Source organism: Paenibacillus sp. LS1 (genome assembly GCF_026013365.1).
Classification (GTDB): Bacteria; Bacillota; Bacilli; order Paenibacillales; family Paenibacillaceae; genus Paenibacillus.
Genome location: NZ_JAPDOE010000001.1, coordinates 1,284,827 through 1,305,509, shown reverse-complemented (window position 1 = coordinate 1,305,509; position 20,683 = coordinate 1,284,827). Strand labels below are relative to the sequence as shown.

The 20,683-nt window shown below is 45.9% G+C and carries 16 protein-coding genes; 15 read left to right on the top strand and 1 reads right to left on the bottom strand.

Annotated elements, in window-relative coordinates:
• Nucleotides 1–4: 4 nt before the first annotated feature.
• From OM416_RS05650 to OM416_RS05590, 13 genes are all read left to right on the top strand, one after another.
• Nucleotides 5–889: a carbohydrate ABC transporter permease gene (locus tag OM416_RS05650; protein WP_264927782.1), complete on the top strand. Its 885-nt coding sequence runs from the start codon at nt 5–7 to the stop codon at nt 887–889.
• Nucleotides 889–1,719 (top strand): carbohydrate ABC transporter permease, encoded by an 831-nt coding sequence (locus OM416_RS05645; RefSeq protein WP_264927780.1) that lies wholly within the window; start codon nt 889–891, stop codon nt 1,717–1,719. The genes OM416_RS05650 and OM416_RS05645 overlap by 1 nt, the downstream gene beginning before the upstream one ends.
• Before the next feature lie 32 nt (nt 1,720–1,751).
• On the top strand, nt 1,752–3,587 hold the full coding sequence (locus tag OM416_RS05640; RefSeq protein ID WP_264927778.1) for a sensor histidine kinase: 1,836 nt from the start codon (nt 1,752–1,754) through the stop codon (nt 3,585–3,587).
• The gene (locus OM416_RS05635; RefSeq protein WP_264927776.1) at nt 3,584–5,215 is read left to right on the top strand and encodes a response regulator; all 1,632 of its coding nucleotides are present in this window, start codon (nt 3,584–3,586) and stop codon (nt 5,213–5,215) included. The genes OM416_RS05640 and OM416_RS05635 overlap by 4 nt, the downstream gene beginning before the upstream one ends.
• A 28-nt stretch (nt 5,216–5,243) precedes the next feature.
• Nucleotides 5,244–6,863, top strand: coding sequence for a beta-N-acetylhexosaminidase (nagZ, locus tag OM416_RS05630; protein ID WP_264927774.1), 1,620 nt, complete (start codon nt 5,244–5,246; stop codon nt 6,861–6,863).
• 276 nt (nt 6,864–7,139) lie between these two features.
• Nucleotides 7,140–9,392 carry a stalk domain-containing protein gene (locus OM416_RS05625; protein ID WP_264927773.1) on the top strand — a complete coding sequence of 751 codons (2,253 nt, stop codon included), beginning with the start codon at nt 7,140–7,142 and terminating at the stop codon, nt 9,390–9,392.
• Nucleotides 9,393–9,730: 338 nt separating this feature from the next.
• Nucleotides 9,731–10,195, top strand: coding sequence for a Fur family transcriptional regulator (locus tag OM416_RS05620; protein WP_264927771.1), 465 nt, complete (start codon nt 9,731–9,733; stop codon nt 10,193–10,195).
• 2 nt (nt 10,196–10,197) lie between these two features.
• Nucleotides 10,198–10,449: a membrane protein insertion efficiency factor YidD gene (gene yidD / locus OM416_RS05615; protein WP_264927769.1), complete on the top strand. Its 252-nt coding sequence runs from the start codon at nt 10,198–10,200 to the stop codon at nt 10,447–10,449.
• A 600-nt stretch (nt 10,450–11,049) separates the two neighbouring features.
• On the top strand, nt 11,050–13,110 hold the full coding sequence (metG, locus tag OM416_RS05610) for a methionine--tRNA ligase (protein WP_264927767.1): 2,061 nt from the start codon (nt 11,050–11,052) through the stop codon (nt 13,108–13,110).
• Nucleotides 13,111–13,448: 338 nt separating this feature from the next.
• On the top strand, nt 13,449–14,507 hold the full coding sequence (locus OM416_RS05605; protein ID WP_413775745.1) for a metal ABC transporter substrate-binding protein: 1,059 nt from the start codon (nt 13,449–13,451) through the stop codon (nt 14,505–14,507).
• 99 nt (nt 14,508–14,606) lie between these two features.
• Nucleotides 14,607–15,365, top strand: a complete 759-nt coding sequence (locus OM416_RS05600; protein WP_264927765.1) for a metal ABC transporter ATP-binding protein — start codon at nt 14,607–14,609, stop codon at nt 15,363–15,365.
• Nucleotides 15,366–15,417: 52 nt separating this feature from the next.
• Nucleotides 15,418–16,221 (top strand): metal ABC transporter permease, encoded by an 804-nt coding sequence (locus OM416_RS05595; RefSeq protein ID WP_017687569.1) that lies wholly within the window; start codon nt 15,418–15,420, stop codon nt 16,219–16,221.
• Nucleotides 16,222–16,270: 49 nt separating this feature from the next.
• A complete protein-coding gene (locus OM416_RS05590) occupies nt 16,271–16,984 on the top strand; it encodes a cytochrome c biogenesis CcdA family protein (protein ID WP_062835286.1) in 714 nt (237 codons plus the stop codon).
• 148 nt (nt 16,985–17,132) lie between these two features.
• On the opposite strand, the gene splB is transcribed toward OM416_RS05590, so the two are convergent.
• Nucleotides 17,133–18,203 carry a spore photoproduct lyase gene (gene splB, locus OM416_RS05585; protein ID WP_264927762.1) on the bottom strand — a complete coding sequence of 357 codons (1,071 nt, stop codon included), beginning with the start codon at nt 18,201–18,203 and terminating at the stop codon, nt 17,133–17,135.
• A 192-nt stretch (nt 18,204–18,395) separates the two neighbouring features.
• On the opposite strand from splB, the gene mntR reads away from it, so the two are divergent.
• A complete protein-coding gene (gene mntR / locus OM416_RS05580) occupies nt 18,396–18,824 on the top strand; it encodes a transcriptional regulator MntR (protein WP_062835284.1) in 429 nt (142 codons plus the stop codon).
• A 209-nt stretch (nt 18,825–19,033) separates the two neighbouring features.
• On the top strand, nt 19,034–20,644 hold the full coding sequence (locus tag OM416_RS05575; protein ID WP_264927760.1) for a family 10 glycosylhydrolase: 1,611 nt from the start codon (nt 19,034–19,036) through the stop codon (nt 20,642–20,644).
• Nucleotides 20,645–20,683: the final 39 nt, after the last annotated feature.

The window sequence follows — 20,683 nt, the reverse complement described above, 5'->3', positions numbered from 1 at the left end:
GACCATGAATACTTCACTCCGCAGCCCGTTAATCTATACGCTGTTTGTAATGCCGGCATTAATTCTGTTTGTAATGTTCTTTCTATATCCTATTGGCAGCTCCCTGTATTACAGTCTGACGAGTTGGAATGGGGTATCGGCTGAGCCACGTTTTGTGGGCTTGTCCAACTATGTGAAGGCACTGACTGATGAACGGTTCTGGATATCCACACGGAATAACGGCTTTTTTATCGGATTTTCGGTATTGATTCAGGTACCCGTAATCGTCCTGTTTTCGCTTCTGATTGCCAATGTGAAAAAGTTGAAAGGTCTGTATAAAACGGCTGTTTTCTTACCATCCATCATGTCGACAGCCGTAATCGGTATCTTATGGGGGTTTATCTACGAACCCAATATCGGACTATTGAACAAAATGCTTCATGTGATTGGCATTGATCCAATCTACTGGTTATCGGATAACCGATTCGCCATGTTGTCCATTCTGGTGACCAACGCATGGCAGTGGACCGGATTTTACATTGTCATGGTGCTGGCGGCCATACTGGCAATTCCCCGTGATCTGGATGAAGCGGCTGCAATTGATGGGGCAACGGCGGTACAACGTGCAATGCGAATTACGTTGCCGCTGATCCGGCCGATCATTTCAGTGGTGATCATGTTGTCCATCGCAGGTGCCATGAAAGCAGCCGACATCGTGATTGTCATGACCAAAGGTGGGCCCGCTGGGTCCACCGAGGTTCTGGCGACATACATGATCAAATATGCGATTACCAACTTCAAATATGGCTATGGCAATACCATTGCAGTTCTGATCTTTGCTCTGACGCTTATGCTCACTGCGGTGTATCAAGTGCTGGTGGCGAGGCGGGGCGAGAGGGTGGAATATTGATGGCGAAAAGCATAAGAAGCAGTATACCTCATGTGTTGTTAATGTTGTACTTGATCGCGATTTTGTTTCCCTTTTTATTTGTAATTTTCTCTTCCTTCAAGCAGGATAACAATGAAATCGCCTTGAATCCATTCGGACTGCCCACAACATGGGAGTTTAACAATTACGTGGAGGCCTGGGTGAATGCGAAGATTGGCACGTATTTTTGGAATAGCCTGTACATTTCGATTCTGTCGTCGGCGTGCACGATTGTACTCGGTGCCATGTTTGCTTTTGCCGTAACTCGGATGAGACACCAGAGATGGAGCCTGTTTCTGTACAGTTTAATTCTGGCAGGTATGCTTATTCCCAATAATGCACTTATGCTGCCGATCTATTTGCTTGTTCGCAAAATGGGCATATTGGATACACATCTGGCATTGATTGTGCCTTATGTGGCGAATGCTATTCCCTTTACCATTATTATACTGGCCGCTTTTATGCGCTCTCTGCCTGGAGAAATTGAAGAAGCCGCTGTCATGGATGGCTTGAGGGCCCCAGGTATCTTTGCTAAAATAGTGATACCTCTTACGGTTCCAGCCATCGTTACGGTTTTTATCGTCAATTTCCTCGGCAACTGGAACGAATTTTTGCTCGCCAACTATTTCTTATCCACCGATAAATTGCGTACACTGCCTGTGGGTATGGTCCAGTTTCGGGATCAATATCAGATGAATTATGCCCAGATGTCGGCAGGCATTGTGTACAGCGTTGTACCCGTACTTGTGATCTACGCCATACTGCAGGAGAAAATTATTGAAGGAGTAACTGCGGGTGGTGTCAAAGGTTAATACCATGAACCAGTTGATAGGGAGAACGGGATATGAATTTGCGAATGAAGCTGGCCTTGGCATTTATGCTGCTGATCATTGTACCCATGTGTGCACTAGGCATTGGCATGTTTCTGGTCACATCACATACGATTGAGAAAAAATACAATCAACAGGCCGAATATGCGCTTCAGGCCATTAGTTACAATATCGAGAATGTATTTCAGCAGATTAACAATGTTACCGACAACGGGATAGCCACATCGGTTTTCCAAATGGCATTGAACGCCAAAGATCCGACCAAGCAGGATCTGGGAACCGGTAATCAGTTATCCCTGAATGCCAGCCAGCGCAATTTCCGTTCCCTTCTATATAATTATCCGTTTATCAGTTACGCTTTTTTATATGATTTTCGTTCGTCTGAGAATAACCAGATTGTCTCCATTTTCACCAAAGAAAACTTTCAAGCTCTTCCTTTTCAGCAATTCAAAGTGCATCCCTTATTCAATGAAATTCAGCAACTCAATGGCGTCCCCAAATGGCTCGCACCTCTGGAATATCCTGAATTAACCGGGGTAGAACCTGTCTTCACCCAGATCAGGCTGGTCAAAGAACTCAGTTATTTTCAAAATATCGGCGTGCTCGTTGTTCAGATCAAAAAGGGGGAGATTGACCGGATCTTCCGCCATTTGCAAATCAGTGATCCGGCACAGGACACGTCGTTCCTGTTAGTGAATGAGGAAGGACTGATCGTTTACGATCCCTCTGGACGTTACAATGGTGAGAACATGGAAAATCTGGGTTCGAAATCAGGCGGTTATGGTCCAGGTTTTAGCAGTGTCAGAACGGTCTTTGACGGCACGGAGAGCATCATCTCACAATATCATCTGAAGAACTATAACTGGAGTCTTGTCAGCGTCACTTCATGGGAAGCCTTATCTGCCGAAACGAATGCCTTCGCAGGTTGGTCTGTCATTATTATTCTGTCATGCCTGCTCGCAGCCATGATCTTCAATCTTTTTTTCATGAATCGTATTACAGGAAACATTGCTGTACTTGTCAGGTTTATGCGCCGCGTGGATGATGGTGATTTTAATGCGAGGGTGGAAGGAAAAGGCTTTGACGAAATGCAGTTGCTTGCTCAAGGATTCAATGAACTAATGGATCGTATTGGCGGATTATTTCGTCGTGTTCGGGCAGAGCAAGAGCAGAAGGCTCAAGCGGAATTACGTGTACTGCAAGCCCAGATCAAACCCCATTTTCTGTTCAACACATTGGAATCCATTAATGGATTAGCGCTGCGTGGTGAGGGGCGAAAAGTAAGCGAGATGGTGACCAGGCTTGGCAATATGCTTCGCATCAGCATTCAGGATCAGGAAGAGATTCCACTGGGTGAGGAAGTAAGGCATTTGCAGAGCTATCTGGAGATTCAACAGTATCGCTTCAGTGATTTATTTACGTATGAGATTGATATTCCACCGCATCTATATACCTCGATCGTGCTTAAACTCACACTTCAGCCACTGGTGGAAAATAGCATACAACATGGGTTTGAGGGGATCACATATCCGGGTGTGCTGCGGATAAGCGCATATGCAGAACGAGACCACTTGGTGCTGTGTGTTAAGGATAATGGAATCGGTATTCCCCAGGAAATGCTCGGGCGATTTGAGTATATGGCAGAAGATCCTCCGGAACATATGATGAGGGAGGGGGCGGAATCATTATCCTCCATAACGGAACGCCGAGGGCTGGGATTACGAAGTGTGGCAGATCGAATTCGTATTCAATACGGGGCTGGGTATGGCATATTTATATGTTCAGCACCAGGTTATGGCACAATTATTCAATGCATCATTCCATTATATGAGCAGGAGGAAGCCGGATGAATCTGACTGCGTTGCTGGTTGACGATGAGCTGCCGATTTTGGAGAATCTAAGTTACATTTTACCCTGGGAAGAGATGGGGATCGAAATAACGGGTACAGCGAGAAGTGGCTTAGAAGCACTGGGTAAAGTGACAGAATGTCATCCAGACATTATCTTATGTGATATTCGGATGCCGTCGATGGATGGCTTGGAACTTATTCGATTGCTGCGAGAGCAGGGTGAAACGTGTGAAATTATTTTACTGACGGGATACCAACAGTTTGAGTACGCTCGAACCGCTATCCAATATAACGTACATGAATACATATGCAAGCCAATTGATTATCTGGATCTTGAACATAAATTGCGTGAACTTGCCAGGCAGATCCAGAAGAGACGTCTGGAAAACGAGTCAGAACGCTATCGCAGCTTGGAGATGGCAAGTTGGATCAGACATAAACAGTTGATGGACTTGTTGCGAGGAGAAGCCCAGATGAAGATTTCTGATCCTGTTTCTGTGCCTCAATTCATGCCTCCTTCTGTAGGCTATACGTTGCTGCTGGTGGATGTAGTCGGTTATTTCCGCCATTCCATCGGCTGGTCCGAGGTCCAGCATGTTAGATGGCATGAGGCGATAAGTTCCATGCTTAGGGAAGTTACGGATAGAATCTCTAATGGCTGCCAGGTTCTTTCTACCCGCAAAGGAGAGTGGTGCCTCTTGCTGGACGCATCGGGCGAGTGGAAACTTCAATCAGAGGCGTTGGCACATCAACTATTATTTGAATTGAATGCAATGTTGTCCTTGGATTCAAGCGTAAAAGCAAGGGTAGTTCAGGATCATATACCCGTAAAACTGGAACAGCAAATCCTTGAACGGTACCAGCATTGTCAGAAAGTTCTAATGACACATTCGGAAAGTGAAGACAAGGTATTGAATCCGGAATGCACGGGATCTTCATTATCGTATGGTCATGAGGTTTCCAAAAGGGGCGGTACATGGATAACAAGAGACGATCTGGAGCTTATCACACGGTGCATTCGGCAATGGAATAAGCAAGGACTACAGGATGTAATGAATGCGCTTAAACAGCGAATGGGGAATGCTGAGCAATCTATAGAAAAGATAGATGAAACCCATGTTCGCTATATGCTAGTACACATGCTTCGGGAACTGCGCGAAGTCAATGTCATGGCTGAAAAGGACGAAGTGAATTTCTGGAATGCGCTGCAAGAGGCTGTATCCATGAGAGAACTGATTGAACTTGCAGAGGTCATTATTCATGCCTGTCAAGGTAAACAAACTCAACCGCGTCCTTCGATAGCGGAACTAATCCGATCTGCATGTGATTACATGAACGCCAGACTGCAACAGGACTTGGGTATAGATGAAGTCTCCGATTGGCTTGGAATCAGCCCGGGTTACTTTTGCCAGCTATTCAAAACCCATATGGGGATTACCTTTGTGGAATATATGACTCAGAGACGTATGGAAAATGCTGCCTTGTTATTAAGTACAACCGATTGGAGCATTACAGCGATTGGAGAAGCAACAGGTTTTAAGGAGCGTCGGTATTTCTCTAAGGTGTTTCATAAACACTTTCACATGAAACCATCGGAGTACAGGCAGAGCAAACGGCTGGGTTCGTAGTCACAGGGAAACGGGGGAATAGGGTTGCATGAAACCATTGAATAATTTGACGTTGGAGCAGAAGGTAGGGCAACTGCTGATGTGTGGATTTCATGGTCAGCACGCAGATGAACAGATTACTCGCTTGATTCGTGACTACCACGTTGGGGGCGTCATCTATTTCCGGCGTAATGTGCAGAGTGTGGATCAATTGACGCGACTGTCCGAAGAACTGCAAGGTATTGCTGCTGAAGCGGGGGAATTACCACTCATGATTTCGGTGGATCAAGAAGGTGGTATGGTCGCACGGATCGACAAAGAGGGTGTGACCCAAGTACCGGGCAACATGGCGCTTGGTGCGACAGGCAATCCGGAATATACGCTTGAATGTGCCCGAATTCTGGGTCGTGAGTTGAAAAGCATCGGTATTGATATGAACCTTGCGCCCGTGGTAGACGTGAATAACAATGCTCTTAACCCGGTGATTGGGGTCCGTTCATATGGCGAAAATGCCGAGAGTGTAGCCACTCATGGAGCAGCGGCCATAACCGGATATCAATTACAAGGCATAGCTGCAACAGCCAAACATTTTCCCGGACATGGGGATACCGCGGTAGATTCTCATCTCGGTATGGTCACTGTACCTCATAATCGAAACAGGTTGGAACAGATCGAATTACTACCGTTCCGGCGCGCTATCGAGGCTGGAGTCGATGCTATTATGACAGCTCATGTTATATTTCCAACAATTGAACCCGAGCCTATTCCGGCAACATTATCGCGTAAAGTGTTAACAGGTCTGTTACGGGAAGAAATGGGCTTTGAGGGCATTATTATTACAGACTGTCTTGAAATGCATGCGATATCCAAACCATATGGCGTAGCAGAAGCTGCCATTCGTGCTGTGGAGGCAGGAGCAGATCTGATTCTGGTGAGTCATACCTTGCAAGATCAGATCGCTGCTGTGGAAGCAATCGTTCAAGCCGTTCGAACGGGGCGGATTCCGGAATATATCATTAACAAGGCACTGGAACGTATCATCACATGGAAGGCAGCGCGCTGCGGGTACAGGTATACGGGTCTTGTTTTACCGAAAACGAATGAAACTGCCGAAGCAGTAAATATTGAACCCGTTGATTCCACTGATTCCATTGAATCTACATTGTTCAAAATTGCTTCAAGCAGTATTACCGTCGTTCATAATGAAGGGCTGCTGCCTTTGGACCCAGAGAAGGACGTATATGTCATCTGGCCTGAAGTTGTGCAACGGACAGAAGTGGATGAGCCATGGTCCCATACTGATTCCCTTGGCGTGGCGCTATCGCAGCTGCGAGGCAGAGTTCGTGAGCGTAAAATAACTACTCAGCCATCGTATGATGAAGCAGACCGGATATTAAAGGATGTGTCGAAGGCTGAGCAGGTCATTATGTGTACTTACACATCCTCAGGTCACCTTCCGAAAGGGCAACGGTATCTGGTTGAAAAGCTGAGTGAAAATCATTCTCTGATTGTAGTTGCTCTCCGTAATCCATATGATCTACTGGAGATTTCACTCCCGGGAAGTTATGTGTGTACCTATGAAAATACGCCTACAGTTGTCCGGGCGCTATCTCTCGTATTAACCGGTGAGTTGGAGCCTACAGGAAGTTTGCCTGTCCGTTTACGTTAGACATATTGAATCATTCAATTCTCTCTAGGATATGGTGCTACTTGGCCATCTTCTGGAGAGAATTTTTTGTTGAAAAGTTTGATTGGGTTTATTTGGGATCTAATGCTAATACAGATTATTGATAGATAACTATTTTCATAGTATTTTCCTTCTATTAAAAGTTTACAATTCTCCTCTTAACTTTTTAGCAACTTTTCCCGGTCCCAAGCGTCTAATAATATGACTTTTTGAGGGGGATATTTATAAAATGGGAGCAGAAGGAGCCAAAGACAAAGAATGAATTTCAAGAAAAAATTGTCCATACTTACCGCTTTTGCTGTTTTTCAGGCGTTTGCAGTAATTCCTGCGAATGCACAATCAGCTGATCAGAGCGATACTACACCAGTGAATACAGCCAAAGTTAAATCCGTGGAGGTTGTGAAGAAAGAACAAACCATCGCGGAATCCGAAGTGAAATCCGGAACAGACACTCCAACATCAAATAATGAAACAACTGAAGAAGTGAATCCCGAAACCAATGTTCCTACAGGAACAGACGGTACTCCGGTTGATCCGGTAACGGAACCGACGGACGAAGAAGGTACAGCTGAGGAAACACCAGCACCTGCACCAGTTGAAGTGGAGCAACCGTCTACAGGGAGTTCATCTGTCGCTGGAGGCGGGGGTGGAGACCTCACGCTATATATGAACAGCAATAAAATGATGCAAGATGGCAAAACATATCTTGCCGGACAGCCAATGGCTGTTAAAAACGGTGTATCCTATGTAGCCATCCGTGCTTTGGTAGATCGGGTCGGCTATGATGTTAAATACGATAACACGACCAAAGAAACGATCATTATTAGTGGTGAAGATGAGCTGCGTTTCAAAACAAACAGCAAGATCTATACCGTTAATGGTGTGTCCAGAACGATGAAGGGTGCGGCTTATCAACAAAAGAATACGTTCATGGTGCCGCTGACGTCGATTACGCAGGCCCTGAACATCACTTATAAAGTAAACCAGCCTGCGAAAACGGTTGTATTGAATCTGAGTACCAAACCAGTAGCCAGCTTCTCGGTACAAAAAGAAGTTTTTGCTGGGGAGCAGGTAACCTACACAACCAGATCCAGTTCACCAAAAGGACTTAGCATTGTTGATGAGCGTTGGACTGGCCGTCAGGATTCATTCGACCAACCAGGTACATATACGGTAACCTATGCGGTCCAGGATTCTAGTGGTCAATGGAGTGATCCATACTCGGTTACGATTAAGGTTGAAAGACCGAATCTGCCACCAGTTGCGATGTTTACGACAGACAAAGAAGAGTACAAAATGGGTGAGAAAATCACCTATATTGATCAAAGCACAGATGATGAAAATGCGATTGTAAAAACAGATTGGGATAACAATGCCCTTGCATTCTTTGTTCCAGGACCGAAGACCGTAACGATTACAGTTACCGATAAACACGGTGCTAGCGACAGCTATACCAAGATGATCAATATTACGGGCGAAACGCTATACAGTTTGTCCGACTTCAACCAATTGTTCACACCTGTCGGTGAGAAATTTACCTTCGATGGTGGCGGAGTACCGGCACTGGAGAAAGTTCCTTTCACATATTATGATGAACCAAGTCTGCTGATTCGCAGTAATAGCCCGGAAACCGTGAATACGGAAGGCATTGTGTACAAGGAATCTTCCTTCGGACAGACGCGCTTCATGATTCACCATGTGAACAACACGGGCAAAAACGTGAAAATGTACGTTGTAGCGACAAACAACAATGCCTACACGGCGTCCATTGAACAGCAGAACATGGGCTTTGCAGGACCGTCACCTTTTGCAACGGTAGCTGGGAAGTTGTCCATTGACCGTTGGTTCCAATCCATGCAGAATGGTACCGGACAAAAGAAAGTGTACATCCAGCCAGGAGAAAGCAAGCTGATTCTCAATGATCTGAGCGTTCTTCCGATGAAACAGGGACAAGTCATCTCCTTGTATTCAGACGTGTTCAGTGACTACGAGCTGGATTACAACATTATTATGATCGAAGAGAACAAGGACCCGATGGAAGTCTTGTCGAGCCTGCCGGTTCTGGATCGTGATGGGGTTCACAACCGTGGTACCTATCCCAATGCAACACGGATCATTACGTATGATCAAGAAGTAGGGTCGAAGCCAGCACGTCTTCCACTTGGAGACAATGCAAGTGATCCGAACCTTGTAGGAACGGACCCTATGGCTTACACGGAAGCGTCCAACGCAGGTAACTTCGGTGTATTGTACAAAATCACATTGAATAATGTATCTCCGAATACGCTGATCTCATTCAACCCTCGTGGGGGAAGATATTCAGGTGTGGCACTTGTGAATGGACAGGTCGTTCAGATTTCCACAGGCAAATCCGTAACTGCACCTAATGAGCAAAGCGTGATGTATCGCACAGGTTCGTACGGCGAGAGTGTAACCATTCTCTTCTCGGCGGCACCAGGAAGTAACCTGCCTGTTAACCTGCTGTTCACGCCGCTTCCGGCTGAAAAGTAAAATCATGAACATGCACGGACGGTTTGGAGTGAAAGCTTATATCATATATACCCGTTCACCCCAAAAGTCGCCCGAACGATTGATCATCTGAACCGTCAGGAAGGGACTCCATCAAAATGTAATGTCATTAGCTCAAGCTAGACTAATGGCAATGCATGTGCATGGAGTCCTTTTTATGTGATGTTGGAATGACCTAACCCGGTGTCTTCGTTGACTCTAATCGTAATTTGATGCATTATTAGAGGTATACAAGAAAGCAAAAGTATTCGCTTTTGCCGAATAAACTGTCGCTCTATGAATGATGCAAAATGCTCGTATGACAGGAGGTGCTTTAGATCATGCTGTCGACAGAACAGATTATTTCGACCATGTCCTCACAGGGGCTTCGCATTACCGATCAGCGGAAAACACTGGCCCGGTTATTTGCCGAGTCTCCCGGGTATCTTACACCCAAGGACGTCTATGAATATATGGGTAAGACTTACAGCGGACTGAGTTTTGACACAGTATATCGTAATTTGCGGGTAATGCAGGAACTGGGTGTACTGGAACAGGTCATCTTCGAAGATGGCGTTAAATTCAAAGCGCACTGTAGTGAAGATCATCATCACCATCATATGATCTGTCTGAAATGTCAGAAGACATATCCTATTGTTTTTTGCCCGATGCAGCTTGCGGATGCGCCTGAGCAATTTCAGGTTGTGGATCACAAGTTCGAGGTATTTGGATATTGCAAGGACTGTGCTGAGCATGCGCCGGCCAAAACGGCGTCTGGACATCAACACGCTCACGGGAAGCACTGACCATGAAGTTATCGCGTAGAATAGCTCAGGCACCTATTAGGGTGTACCGCAACTATATCTCTCCATTGACGCCGCCAACATGCCGGTTCTATCCAAGCTGCTCGGCTTATGCCATGGAGGCGATTGAAGTGCACGGTGCGCTCAAAGGCTCGTTGCTAACAGCGAAACGCATTGCCAAATGTCACCCGTTTCATCCAGGCGGCGTAGATCTGGTACCACCGAAGACGGAGAAGTCCATGATGGTATCAGAGTAACGATGAGCCTGAAGTATTCGGGTGGCCTGGAAGCAGGCCAGGATTGAACTTGAGTATGCTGTCCACTTGACAAAGGGGCCCGCATTTCAGTATATTTTTCCTATATGTGCAAGTTCAAAAAGTCTGGTTTTCAGTACCGAGAAGATGGGATGAAGTTAGAAATGGAGTAGCGGAGCGTAGGAAACCTACGTGAGCAACGGACATTTCGGCTGAATTTCAACTTCGATGCTGATGATGCCGGTAGGCATGATTCGTAATCAAAAGTAGACTTTTTGAGCAACTTCTATATGATTTCCAGTGAAGGGATAAGTACAGACACACCCCCAGTGCAGAGAGCCGGATGAGCTGAGAACCGGTCTGGGAGGAGGATGGAACATGGTCCCGGAGGAACCTCTTTCGAGCGTGCAGACAGTGATTTCAGAGCTGCTGTCGTAAGGCTGAGGCGTGATCCAGCGTTAATGGGCGGTCGAAGGACCGACAGAGCCTGTGTTTTGCGAAAAACATGGGGAATTTGGGTGGTAACACGTGAGAGCAACTCTCGTCCCATAGGGGCGGGAGTTTTTTGTGTTCTTTTTTAGTTGTTTTTGGCTAAGGGATCACATGAAGCAGGAACATTTGAAGGAGGAGAAGTCATTCATGGCTGACCAAAAAACATTTTATCTGACAACACCGATTTATTATCCGAGTGACAAATTGCATATTGGGCATGCGTATACAACAGTGGCGGGAGATGCGATGGTTCGCTACAAGCGTCTGCGCGGTTATGATGCTCACTATCTGACAGGAACCGATGAGCATGGCCAGAAGATTGAGCGCAAGGCACAAGAGAAAGGACAGTCACCGCAAGCTTTTATCGACGATATCGTTGTTGGTATCAAGGAACTGTGGAACAAGCTGGACATTTCCAATGACGACTTCATCCGTACAACAGAAGAGCGCCACAAAACCGTCGTTCAGGATATCTTTGACCGTTTGCTGAAGCAGGGAGATATCTACAAAGGCGAGTATGAAGGCTGGTACAGCATCCCGGATGAGACCTATTACACAGAGACTCAACTGGTGGATGTGGAGAAGAATGAAAACGGCGAGATTATCTCAGCTAAGAGTCCGGATAGCGGACACCCCGTAGAATTGGTCAAAGAAGAATCTTACTTCTTCCGTATGAGCAAGTATGCAGATCGTTTGTTGAAATATTATGAAGAGAACCCGGGCTTTATTCAGCCGGAATCCCGTAAGAACGAGATGATCAACAACTTCATCAAGCCAGGTCTTGAAGATTTGGCCGTATCGCGGACTACATTTGAATGGGGAGTCAAAGTTAAAGGCGATCCAAAACACGTAGTCTACGTGTGGATTGATGCGTTGTCCAACTATATTACAGCACTGGGCTACGGTTCATCCGATGCATCCCTGTACAACAAGTTCTGGCCTGCGGATGTACATCTGGTAGGTAAAGAAATTGTTCGTTTCCATACGATCTACTGGCCAATTATGTTGATGGCATTGGATCTGCCTTTGCCGAAGAAAGTCTTCGCACACGGCTGGTTGTTGATGAAGGATGGCAAGATGTCCAAATCAAAAGGCAATGTCGTTGATCCGGTGACTCTGATTGACCGCTACGGCCTGGATGCATTGCGTTATTACCTGCTGCGTGAAGTACCGTTTGGTTCCGATGGTACATTTACACCAGAGAGCTTCGTAGAGCGTGTTAACTCCGACCTCGCGAACGATCTGGGTAACCTATTGAACCGTACAGTTGCGATGGTAGACAAATATTTTGAAGGCAAAGCCCCTGCGTTTGCATCCAATGGTACTGAATTTGATGCTTCGCTGGAAGAAGCAGGCCATGCTACGGTGGAAAAAGTGGAACAGGCGATGGAAAACTTGCAGTTTTCCGTAGCACTGACAGCGATCAGCCAGTTTGTCAGCCGCACCAACAAATATATTGATGAGACGCAGCCATGGGCGCTGGCTCGTGATGAAGCAAAACGCGATGAATTGGCATCGGTTATGGCTCACCTGATCGAAAGCTTGCGGATTTCTTCCATCTTGTTGCAACCGTTCCTGACACGTGCTCCTCATAAAATCTGGGCACAGCTCGGCATTCAGGAAGGCGAACTCACGGCTTGGGATTCAGCCAAGCAATGGGGCATGGTTCCAGCTGGAAATGCCTTGCAAAAAGGCGATCCAATCTTCCCGCGTTTGGATTCCGAACAGGAAATTGCGTATATCTCCGAAGCAATGACTGGCGGACAAAAAGCGGCACAGCCTGAAGCAAGTCAAGCAGATGCTGGAGCTTCGGCAGCTGTTGAACCGGTAACTGCACCTGAGGGTACGGAAGAGATCGGGATTGACGATTTTGCCAAAGTTGAACTGCGTGTCGCTCAAGTCATTGCCTGCGAACCGGTCAAAAAAGCAGATAAGTTGCTGAAATTGCAGCTGGATCTGGGTTATGAGCAGCGCCAGGTTGTATCGGGAATCGCGAAGTTCTATTCGCCAGAAGAGATGGTTGGACGTAAAGTCATCTGTGTGACCAACCTTAAACCAGTGAAACTTCGTGGTGAACTGTCCCAGGGTATGATCCTTGCAGCATCGCATGGCGACCAGCTTACACTTGCTACAGTTCCGGACAACATGCCTAATGGCGCACAAGTGAAATAAAAAGAATCAATTTCATAATACCTTTAGCTGCTTCAATCAAGGGTAGATATAGATCAAAAAGGTTCAATTTGTCTATATTTAGTTACAAAAATCCTTTATTGAGTTATGAAATTGATTCAAATACTGTCATAATTATGACACAAGGTGGTCCGATATAATTCGGGCCCCTTTTTTTGTTGATATAATTCGTATCTGAAGGGAAGAGAACAAGCATATACTGTTATGAACTCCGTACTTCAGGAAAGAATGAATAGGACGGGATAGCTTGACAAGTAGGTTCAGGTTACCTATAATTCTTTCAGTAATGTTTACGATTAAGAGATGCGGAGTGAATGATAATGATATTTTATAAAGAGCAACATCAAGTTCAGGCTAACCAGACAGGAAAGACGAGCAAAAGAGGCAACATGAAGTTGCTGTGGACGGGTTTGCTGATTCTCAGTTTGCTGGTATTGTCTGCGTGTGGGCAGGATAGTTCCAATAGTGCCAAGATGGTTGAAGGCAAAGTAAATGTTGTGACGACATTTTATCCTGTATATGCTTTTACGACTGCAATTGGTGGTGAAGATGCCAATGTCATTAACCTGCTGCCAACGGGAGTAGAGCCACATGACTGGACTCCAAAGAGTCAGGACATTGTTAATACATCCAAGGCACAGCTGTTCTTCTATAATGGAGCTGGACTGGAAGGATGGGTGCCGAATTTCCTGAAGTCGCTGAACAGTGATACACAGGTGAAATCTGTTGCCGTCAGCGAAGGTGTTAAGCTGTTAACCGCTGAGGGTGATGATGGGCATGGTCACGGCGAAGAGCATGAAGACGAGCATGCAGATGAACACACCGATGAAGCTGCCAGTGAAGATGTCGCTGATCATCATATTGATCCACATACGTGGGTTAGTCCGAAATCAGCCATGATCATGGCTGAAAACATCAAAAAAAGTCTGGTCGAAGCAGATCCTGATCACAAAGCAGGTTATGAACAACGTTATGAAGCGCTTCTTACGAAGCTTGAGACGCTGGATCAGCGTTTTACAGATGAATTGGCTAAAGTCCCGAACAAGGAAATTGTGGTCTCGCACCAAGCGTTCGGCTACCTTGCACGTGATTATGGATTAAGCCAGCATGCCATTATGGGACTTTCCCCGGATGCTGAACCGACAGGACAGGATATCGTGAAGCTTGCGAAACTCGTTAAAGATGAAGGCATTAAATACATTTTCTTCGAAGAGCTGGTATCTGACAAATTGGCGAAAACACTGGCTAGCGAAGCAGGCGTTGAAACTATGGTCCTTAATCCGGTTGAGGGATTGACCAAAGAGCAGGCAACAAACGGGGATGATTATTTCACCCTAATGGAGAAAAATTTGCAAAATCTGCTGATCGCATTAAAATAAGATAGAATGAAGGATTCAGAACTAAGAGTCTTTACCGTTCGCGGTGAAGGCTCTTAGGACGCTATGGGATTCTTATATATAATGAAGGGCGGCTTTGCCATGCAGCAAATCATGCCACTATGTCATGATCCAATAATAGAGATCGAGAAACTATCATTTTCCTATGGAGACCAGAAAGTAATTGAGAATCTCGATTTTATGGCCCAGGAAAGGGACTTTGTCGGGATTATCGGTTCCAACGGGGCAGGTAAAACGACACTGCTGCGCATGCTGGTAGGATTATTGCCTCCTGCGCAAGGAGATATTAAACTATTCGGACAGTCAATCCGCAGGTTCAAAGACTGGGACCGCATTGGATATGTGCCACAAAAGAATGCATTCAACCCGTTGTTCCCGGCGACTGTTCGTGAAGTGGTCATGTCCGGCTTGTACAATAACAAAAACATGTTCCGTCGTATGTCTCGCAAATGTCAGCAGCAGTGCACGGATGCTCTGCAAGTCATGCGGATCGAGGATCTGGCGAACAAACGCATTGGTCAGTTGTCCGGCGGGCAGCAGCAGCGTGTATTTTTGGCACGAGCGCTTATCAATCACCCGGATCTGTTGATTCTGGATGAACCAACAGTAGGTATTGATGCTGAATCACAGGCCAGTTTCTTTGAACTGATTACGCATATGCATGAACATCACCGCATGACTTTTCTGATGGTGTCTCATGATATGGATCGCATGGAGAGTTATCTGGGTTCTGAAGCTGCGGTAACGAATGGCAAAATTAATTTTCATGTCCGTCATTCGCATGAGGTACAGGATTGTGCTGAAACCAATCTGCAACATACCACTGCACAGGTACGTTAGAAGTGTTTATGGCCCATTAGATTAGAGTAAGGCCGAAGGAGTCGTGTTTGTTTTGGAAATATTAATGAGTGATTTTTTTCAGCGTGCACTGGCGGGTGGATTGTTAATCGGCATCACCGCTCCGCTGATCGGACTGTTCCTGGTATTACGGCGTTTATCCATGATCGGAGACACCTTGTCTCATGTGACCATCGCCGGCGTTGCACTCGGATTCCTGATTGAAGTGTATCCCATTGCGGTAGGTTTGATATTTGCCGTGCTTGCATCATTTGCGATTGAGAAGCTGCGCAAAGCGTATAAGAGTTACGCCGAATTATCGATTGCTATTATCATGTCCGGAGGCGTGGCGCTGGCTTCATTGTTCTTCACGCTGGGCAAAGGATATAATGCAGATGTCATGAGTTACTTGTTCGGCAGTATATATACATTAGACGCTACGGATCTGAAGCTGGTAGGTGTAGTTACGCTAATCGTGGTCATCGTAGTGGCATTGTTACATAAGGAATTTTTCCTGCTCAGCTTTGAGGAAGATGCGGCAGCGGTTACAGGGTTGCCTGTGAGAATTCTGAACATGTTAATCACAGTGATGACAGCACTCGTCATTAGCACGGCGATCAAGATTGTCGGTGCGCTTCTGGTGTCAGCGCTATTGACCATTCCGGTAGCGGTGAGCTTGTTGATGGCCCGAAGTTTCAAATCCGCCATAATTCTGTCCGTGGTTATCGGCGAAATTGCCGTAGTTCTTGGACTGGTCGTAGCAGGCATCTGGAACCTCGCACCTGGAGCAACGATCGTATTATTGCTGATCATGATGCTGATTCTAACGATGATTGGAAAAAAAGGGTTCCGAGCCTGACGACTGAACGAGCAAGCGCGTGAGCCCGGGGAAGGGAGACATCCGCTTCATGCCTGATGTTAATGTATGGATGGCTTTTGTAGCAGGCTTGGTCTCATTTATATCACCATGTTGTCTTCCGCTGTATCCATCATACCTTTCCTATATCACAGGGATGACGGTGCAACAATTGAAGGATGACCGCAATCAGCGAGAAGTCCGTTTTAAGACGATGACGCACACGCTGGCGTTTATTTTGGGCTTCTCGGCTGTGTTTTATTCGCTTGGCCTGGGTGCAGGATTGTTTGGCCAGTTTTTCAATGATAACCGCGAATTAATTCGTCAATTGTCTGCAATTCTGATTATGCTTATGGGATTGTTTTTGCTAGGTGTGTTCAAGCCGCAGTTTTTGATGAAGGAACGCAAGTTGGATATGAAATGGAAACCTGCAGGATATCTGGGCTCATTTATATTTGGTATCGGTTTCTCGGCAGGCTGGTCACCCTGTATTGGCCCCATTCTAACTGCGATCATTGCGATGGCTGCGAGTGAGCCTACAACCTGGCTGGCGCTGATTACAGGCTATACCGCAGGGTTTGCGATACCGTTCTTCATTTTGGCGTTTTTCATCGGTTCGACACGCTGGATCTTACGGTATTCCAATGTCATGATGAAAATTGGCGGAGCATTAATGCTTTTCCTTGGCGTATTGCTTTTTACAGATCAGATGACGAAGATTACCATATGGTTGCAGCAAATTACACCAGACTGGATGATTATTTAAACGCATGAATTGAATTTGAATTTTAAAAATGCATGACAAAGCAGGCTACATGTTAACCAGAGTCACTCTGGGTCATGTAACCTGCTTTTTAATCGTTTGTAGGGAATGCTTTTATCAGCATATGAATTTGGTCGAGCTTTTTTTTCGTTTAGGTGAAGTAATCAATATTGGCTAGTGGGAAATGTTCAAAGATTCGTTCCGTAATGAACTCCCGCAGCGCATCTTGCTGGTCATCCTTATACACATATTTGTACTGGCCCCAGCGTCCCCATTTCATCTTACGTTTCTCAATATCCATCTCCAGCTTGGTTTTGGGATAACGCTTCTCAATAGTCGCTTTGGCCGTTTTGGTAAAACGGTGCTGGATCATCTCAAACGTAAGATCCTTGGTTGCTTCTTCTGGAAGCGTATCTGCCAGCTTCTGCAAAAGCTCCGAGTATCCTTCTTCCCAGCCTTCATACCACATAATCGGAGCGATAATGAATCCTAGAGGATACCCGGCGTGTGCAATTTTGCCAGCAGCTTCAATGCGCTCCTCAAATCTGGAAGTAGCTGGTTCAAAGTTTTTGATGACATAATCGGAATTGACGCTAAAGCGAATACGAGTGTGGCCATTATGCTTAATGTTCAACAATGGATCAACGTGATGATATTTGGTTACGAAGCGCAAACGTCCATATTCTTCCTCCGCCATAAAACGGATCAAGTCACTTAAATTTTCCGTGATATGCTCGAGTCCGACGGGATCGGACGTACAGGCGGCTTCAAATCGCGTGATTTCAGGCGCACGTTCTTCGATGTATCCTTTCGCTGCCTGAATGATCTCATCCGTATTGACGTACACACGGACATAAGGTTTGGCGCCAAGTGTAGTTTGAAGATAACAATAATGACAGTGCCCCATACAGCCTGTAGAGATGGGAATAGCATATTCCGCTGAAGGTTTCGACTGGTCGAACTTGAGTGTTTTGCGCACACCAACAACCAGAGTACGCTTCGCCATCCGGTACTTTTCTTGTTCAGTTTCACCCGGCAGGTTCGTGATCCGGTTATGGGATGTGGTCATCTGATAAGGTATGTTTTTGGATGTGACCCATTCCATAATTCGTTTACCTTTATCATATTCCAGCGCACCGGGTTCAAAGTACACTAAATCGGGAATAAAGGGTTTAGTACCTTTTGCTTTACGAACTGGCGGTGAGGCTACACTTGTACTCACGAAATCACTCCTTTCGATGCGAAACTTTGCTTAGTTTGCCTCGTTCGGGGAGAAGTCACGCCTGCCAATTACTTGCGTAACAATACGCCCCGAATTGTGCAGGACTTGCCAATGCGTATTGATAACATGTATCATTATAAGATAGGGACCAGGCACGAATAGGGGCCGGTCAGAGAGAAGAGAGGGAAGCAGATGCCAACGCCCAGTATGGAAGATTATTTGGAGCGTATATACAAATTAATTGATGAAAAGGGCTATGCTCGTGTGTCTGATATAGCTGAAGGACTGGAAGTACATCCTTCATCGGTGACGAAGATGATCCAAAAGCTGGACAAAGACGAGTACCTGATCTATGAGAAGTACCGCGGACTGGTGCTTACGCCAAAAGGCAAAAAGATGGGCAAACGTTTGATGGAACGCCATCATCTGCTTGAACAGTTTTTGACGACGATTGGTGTTCAGGAAGAGAATATTTACAATGATGTTGAAGGCATTGAACATCATTTGAGCTGGGACTCCATTACATGTATTGAGTCTTTGGTCGAATACTTCCGTCAGGACGAGAGTCGGTTGCGTGACCTCAAAAATCTTCAAGATGTCATGAGTAATACGGAGTCGTAAGTTTCAGCAGTGGTTTAAACATGGTGATATACAATGAATCGTATCCTGTGATCAAAGGATGCTTCTTGCCGTTTCAATGGCAGGGAGCATTTTTTTGTGTGCAATCACACCATAATTTGGTGATTTTCGCAACTAAACAAACGTTAGGAGCGTCTATTAAACTAGTAGAATTTACCGCAAATTTATAATGATTTTGGAGGACTGCACTAATGAAGTTTCGTAAAGGATTGATGCTGCTGCTTATTTTTGTACTTGGATTACAGACAGCAGGCATGACGGCACAAGCAGCCGGGCAGAAGGAAATCGCTATTTTTCTAGATGGCAACCGTTTGGAATCGGATGTATCTCCGTACATCTTGCCGAAAGTAAATGTAACGATGGTACCTCTGCGTGTGATTAGCGAAGGACTGGGTGCATCCGTTCTGTGGTCTCAGGCTACACGTACCGTAACCATTCAAAAATCCGATTCGGTCATCTCAATGACGAGCGGACGCCAGCAGGCAACCGTGGATAACAATGTAGTTGGTTTGGATGCATCGGTAGAATTAAAGCAAGGTCGGGTTATGGTACCCATTCGATTCGTCAGTGAGAACCTTGGTATTCGGGTGAACTGGAATCAGGCAGCCCAGACCATTGATCTGTACACAGGAGATGAATCAGTACCAACTCCTGAACCAACTCCCGCAACCCCAGCAGAGCCTGGAGGCACGGGTACTGTACCAGCTTCTGAAGAGATGCGGGGAGCCTGGATCTCCACTGTGAATGGAGACTGGCCTTCATCCGGTGCCAAGGGAAATGTAGAAAAGCAAAAGCAGGAATACACGAAACAGCTCGATACACTGCAAGGTATGGGTATTAACGCCGTATTTGTCCAAGTGAGAGCCAACGGAGATGCCATCTATCCTTCAGGTCTGGTACCTTGGAACAGTGTGCTGACAGGAACACAGGGTAAAGATCCTGGCTATGATCCCCTCGCGTTCATGGTCGAGGAAGCACACAAACGTGGCCTGGAGTTCCACGCCTGGTTCAATCCGTTTAGAGCAACGAATTCGGCGAGTACATCCAATCTGGCTGCAAATCACATCTCCAAGCTTCATCCTGACTGGATTGTGAATGCATCCGGCAAAATGTACATTAACCCGGGTATCCCGGAAGCCAGACAGCATATTATCGATACGATCATGGAAGTGGTCAATCAGTATGATATTGATGGTGTACATCTGGATGATTATTTCTATCCATCGAATGTGACTTTTAATGATGATGCAGCCTTCAAAACCTATAACACATTAAATACCAAAGATCGTGCCGAATGGCGTCGAGACAATATTAATCAATTCGTCAAGCAGCTCGGACAGAGTATTCACAGAGTGAAAGCTAACGTTGAATATGGAATTAGTCCATTTGGTGTATGGCGTAACAAATCCGTTGATCTGACCGGCTCTGATACCAAAGCAGGAGTAACCGCGTATGATAGCATGAATGCAGATGTGCGGACATGGATTAACCAGGAGTGGATCGACTATGTCGCTCCTCAGGTGTATTGGAGTATGACGCTGAGCGTAGCCCGATACGACAAAGTCGTGGACTGGTGGGCGAATGAAGTGGCTAATACGAATGTAAAATTGTATATCGGCCACTCTCCTTACAAGTTAGGTACGCCGGAAATTGGCTGGCAGACATCACAGGAAATCATCGATCAGCTAAACTACAACAAGAAGTATGCTTCAGTTAAAGGGGATATTTACTTTAGTTCACAGTACCTGACGAAGAATCCACTCGGCTTGATTGCCAAATTGAAAGCCTACTATGGTCTTTAAAACATTTTAACAATACAGTGATAAGACAAACCCTTGTTC

Coding starts and splice junctions, on each gene's coding strand:
- OM416_RS05620 (WP_264927771.1), top strand. CDS start 9,731: ATGCTGTCGACAGAACAGATTATTTCGACCATGTCCTCACAGGGGCTT.
- yidD (WP_264927769.1), top strand. CDS start 10,198: ATGAAGTTATCGCGTAGAATAGCTCAGGCACCTATTAGGGTGTACCGC.
- OM416_RS05650 (WP_264927782.1), top strand. CDS start 5: ATGAATACTTCACTCCGCAGCCCGTTAATCTATACGCTGTTTGTAATG.
- OM416_RS05575 (WP_264927760.1), top strand. CDS start 19,034: ATGAAGTTTCGTAAAGGATTGATGCTGCTGCTTATTTTTGTACTTGGA.
- OM416_RS05590 (WP_062835286.1), top strand. CDS start 16,271: ATGCCTGATGTTAATGTATGGATGGCTTTTGTAGCAGGCTTGGTCTCA.
- mntR (WP_062835284.1), top strand. CDS start 18,396: ATGCCAACGCCCAGTATGGAAGATTATTTGGAGCGTATATACAAATTA.
- OM416_RS05600 (WP_264927765.1), top strand. CDS start 14,607: ATGCAGCAAATCATGCCACTATGTCATGATCCAATAATAGAGATCGAG.
- OM416_RS05625 (WP_264927773.1), top strand. CDS start 7,140: ATGAATTTCAAGAAAAAATTGTCCATACTTACCGCTTTTGCTGTTTTT.
- OM416_RS05645 (WP_264927780.1), top strand. CDS start 889: ATGGCGAAAAGCATAAGAAGCAGTATACCTCATGTGTTGTTAATGTTG.
- OM416_RS05605 (WP_413775745.1), top strand. CDS start 13,449: ATGATATTTTATAAAGAGCAACATCAAGTTCAGGCTAACCAGACAGGA.
- OM416_RS05640 (WP_264927778.1), top strand. CDS start 1,752: ATGAATTTGCGAATGAAGCTGGCCTTGGCATTTATGCTGCTGATCATT.
- nagZ (WP_264927774.1), top strand. CDS start 5,244: ATGAAACCATTGAATAATTTGACGTTGGAGCAGAAGGTAGGGCAACTG.
- OM416_RS05635 (WP_264927776.1), top strand. CDS start 3,584: ATGAATCTGACTGCGTTGCTGGTTGACGATGAGCTGCCGATTTTGGAG.
- metG (WP_264927767.1), top strand. CDS start 11,050: ATGAAGCAGGAACATTTGAAGGAGGAGAAGTCATTCATGGCTGACCAA.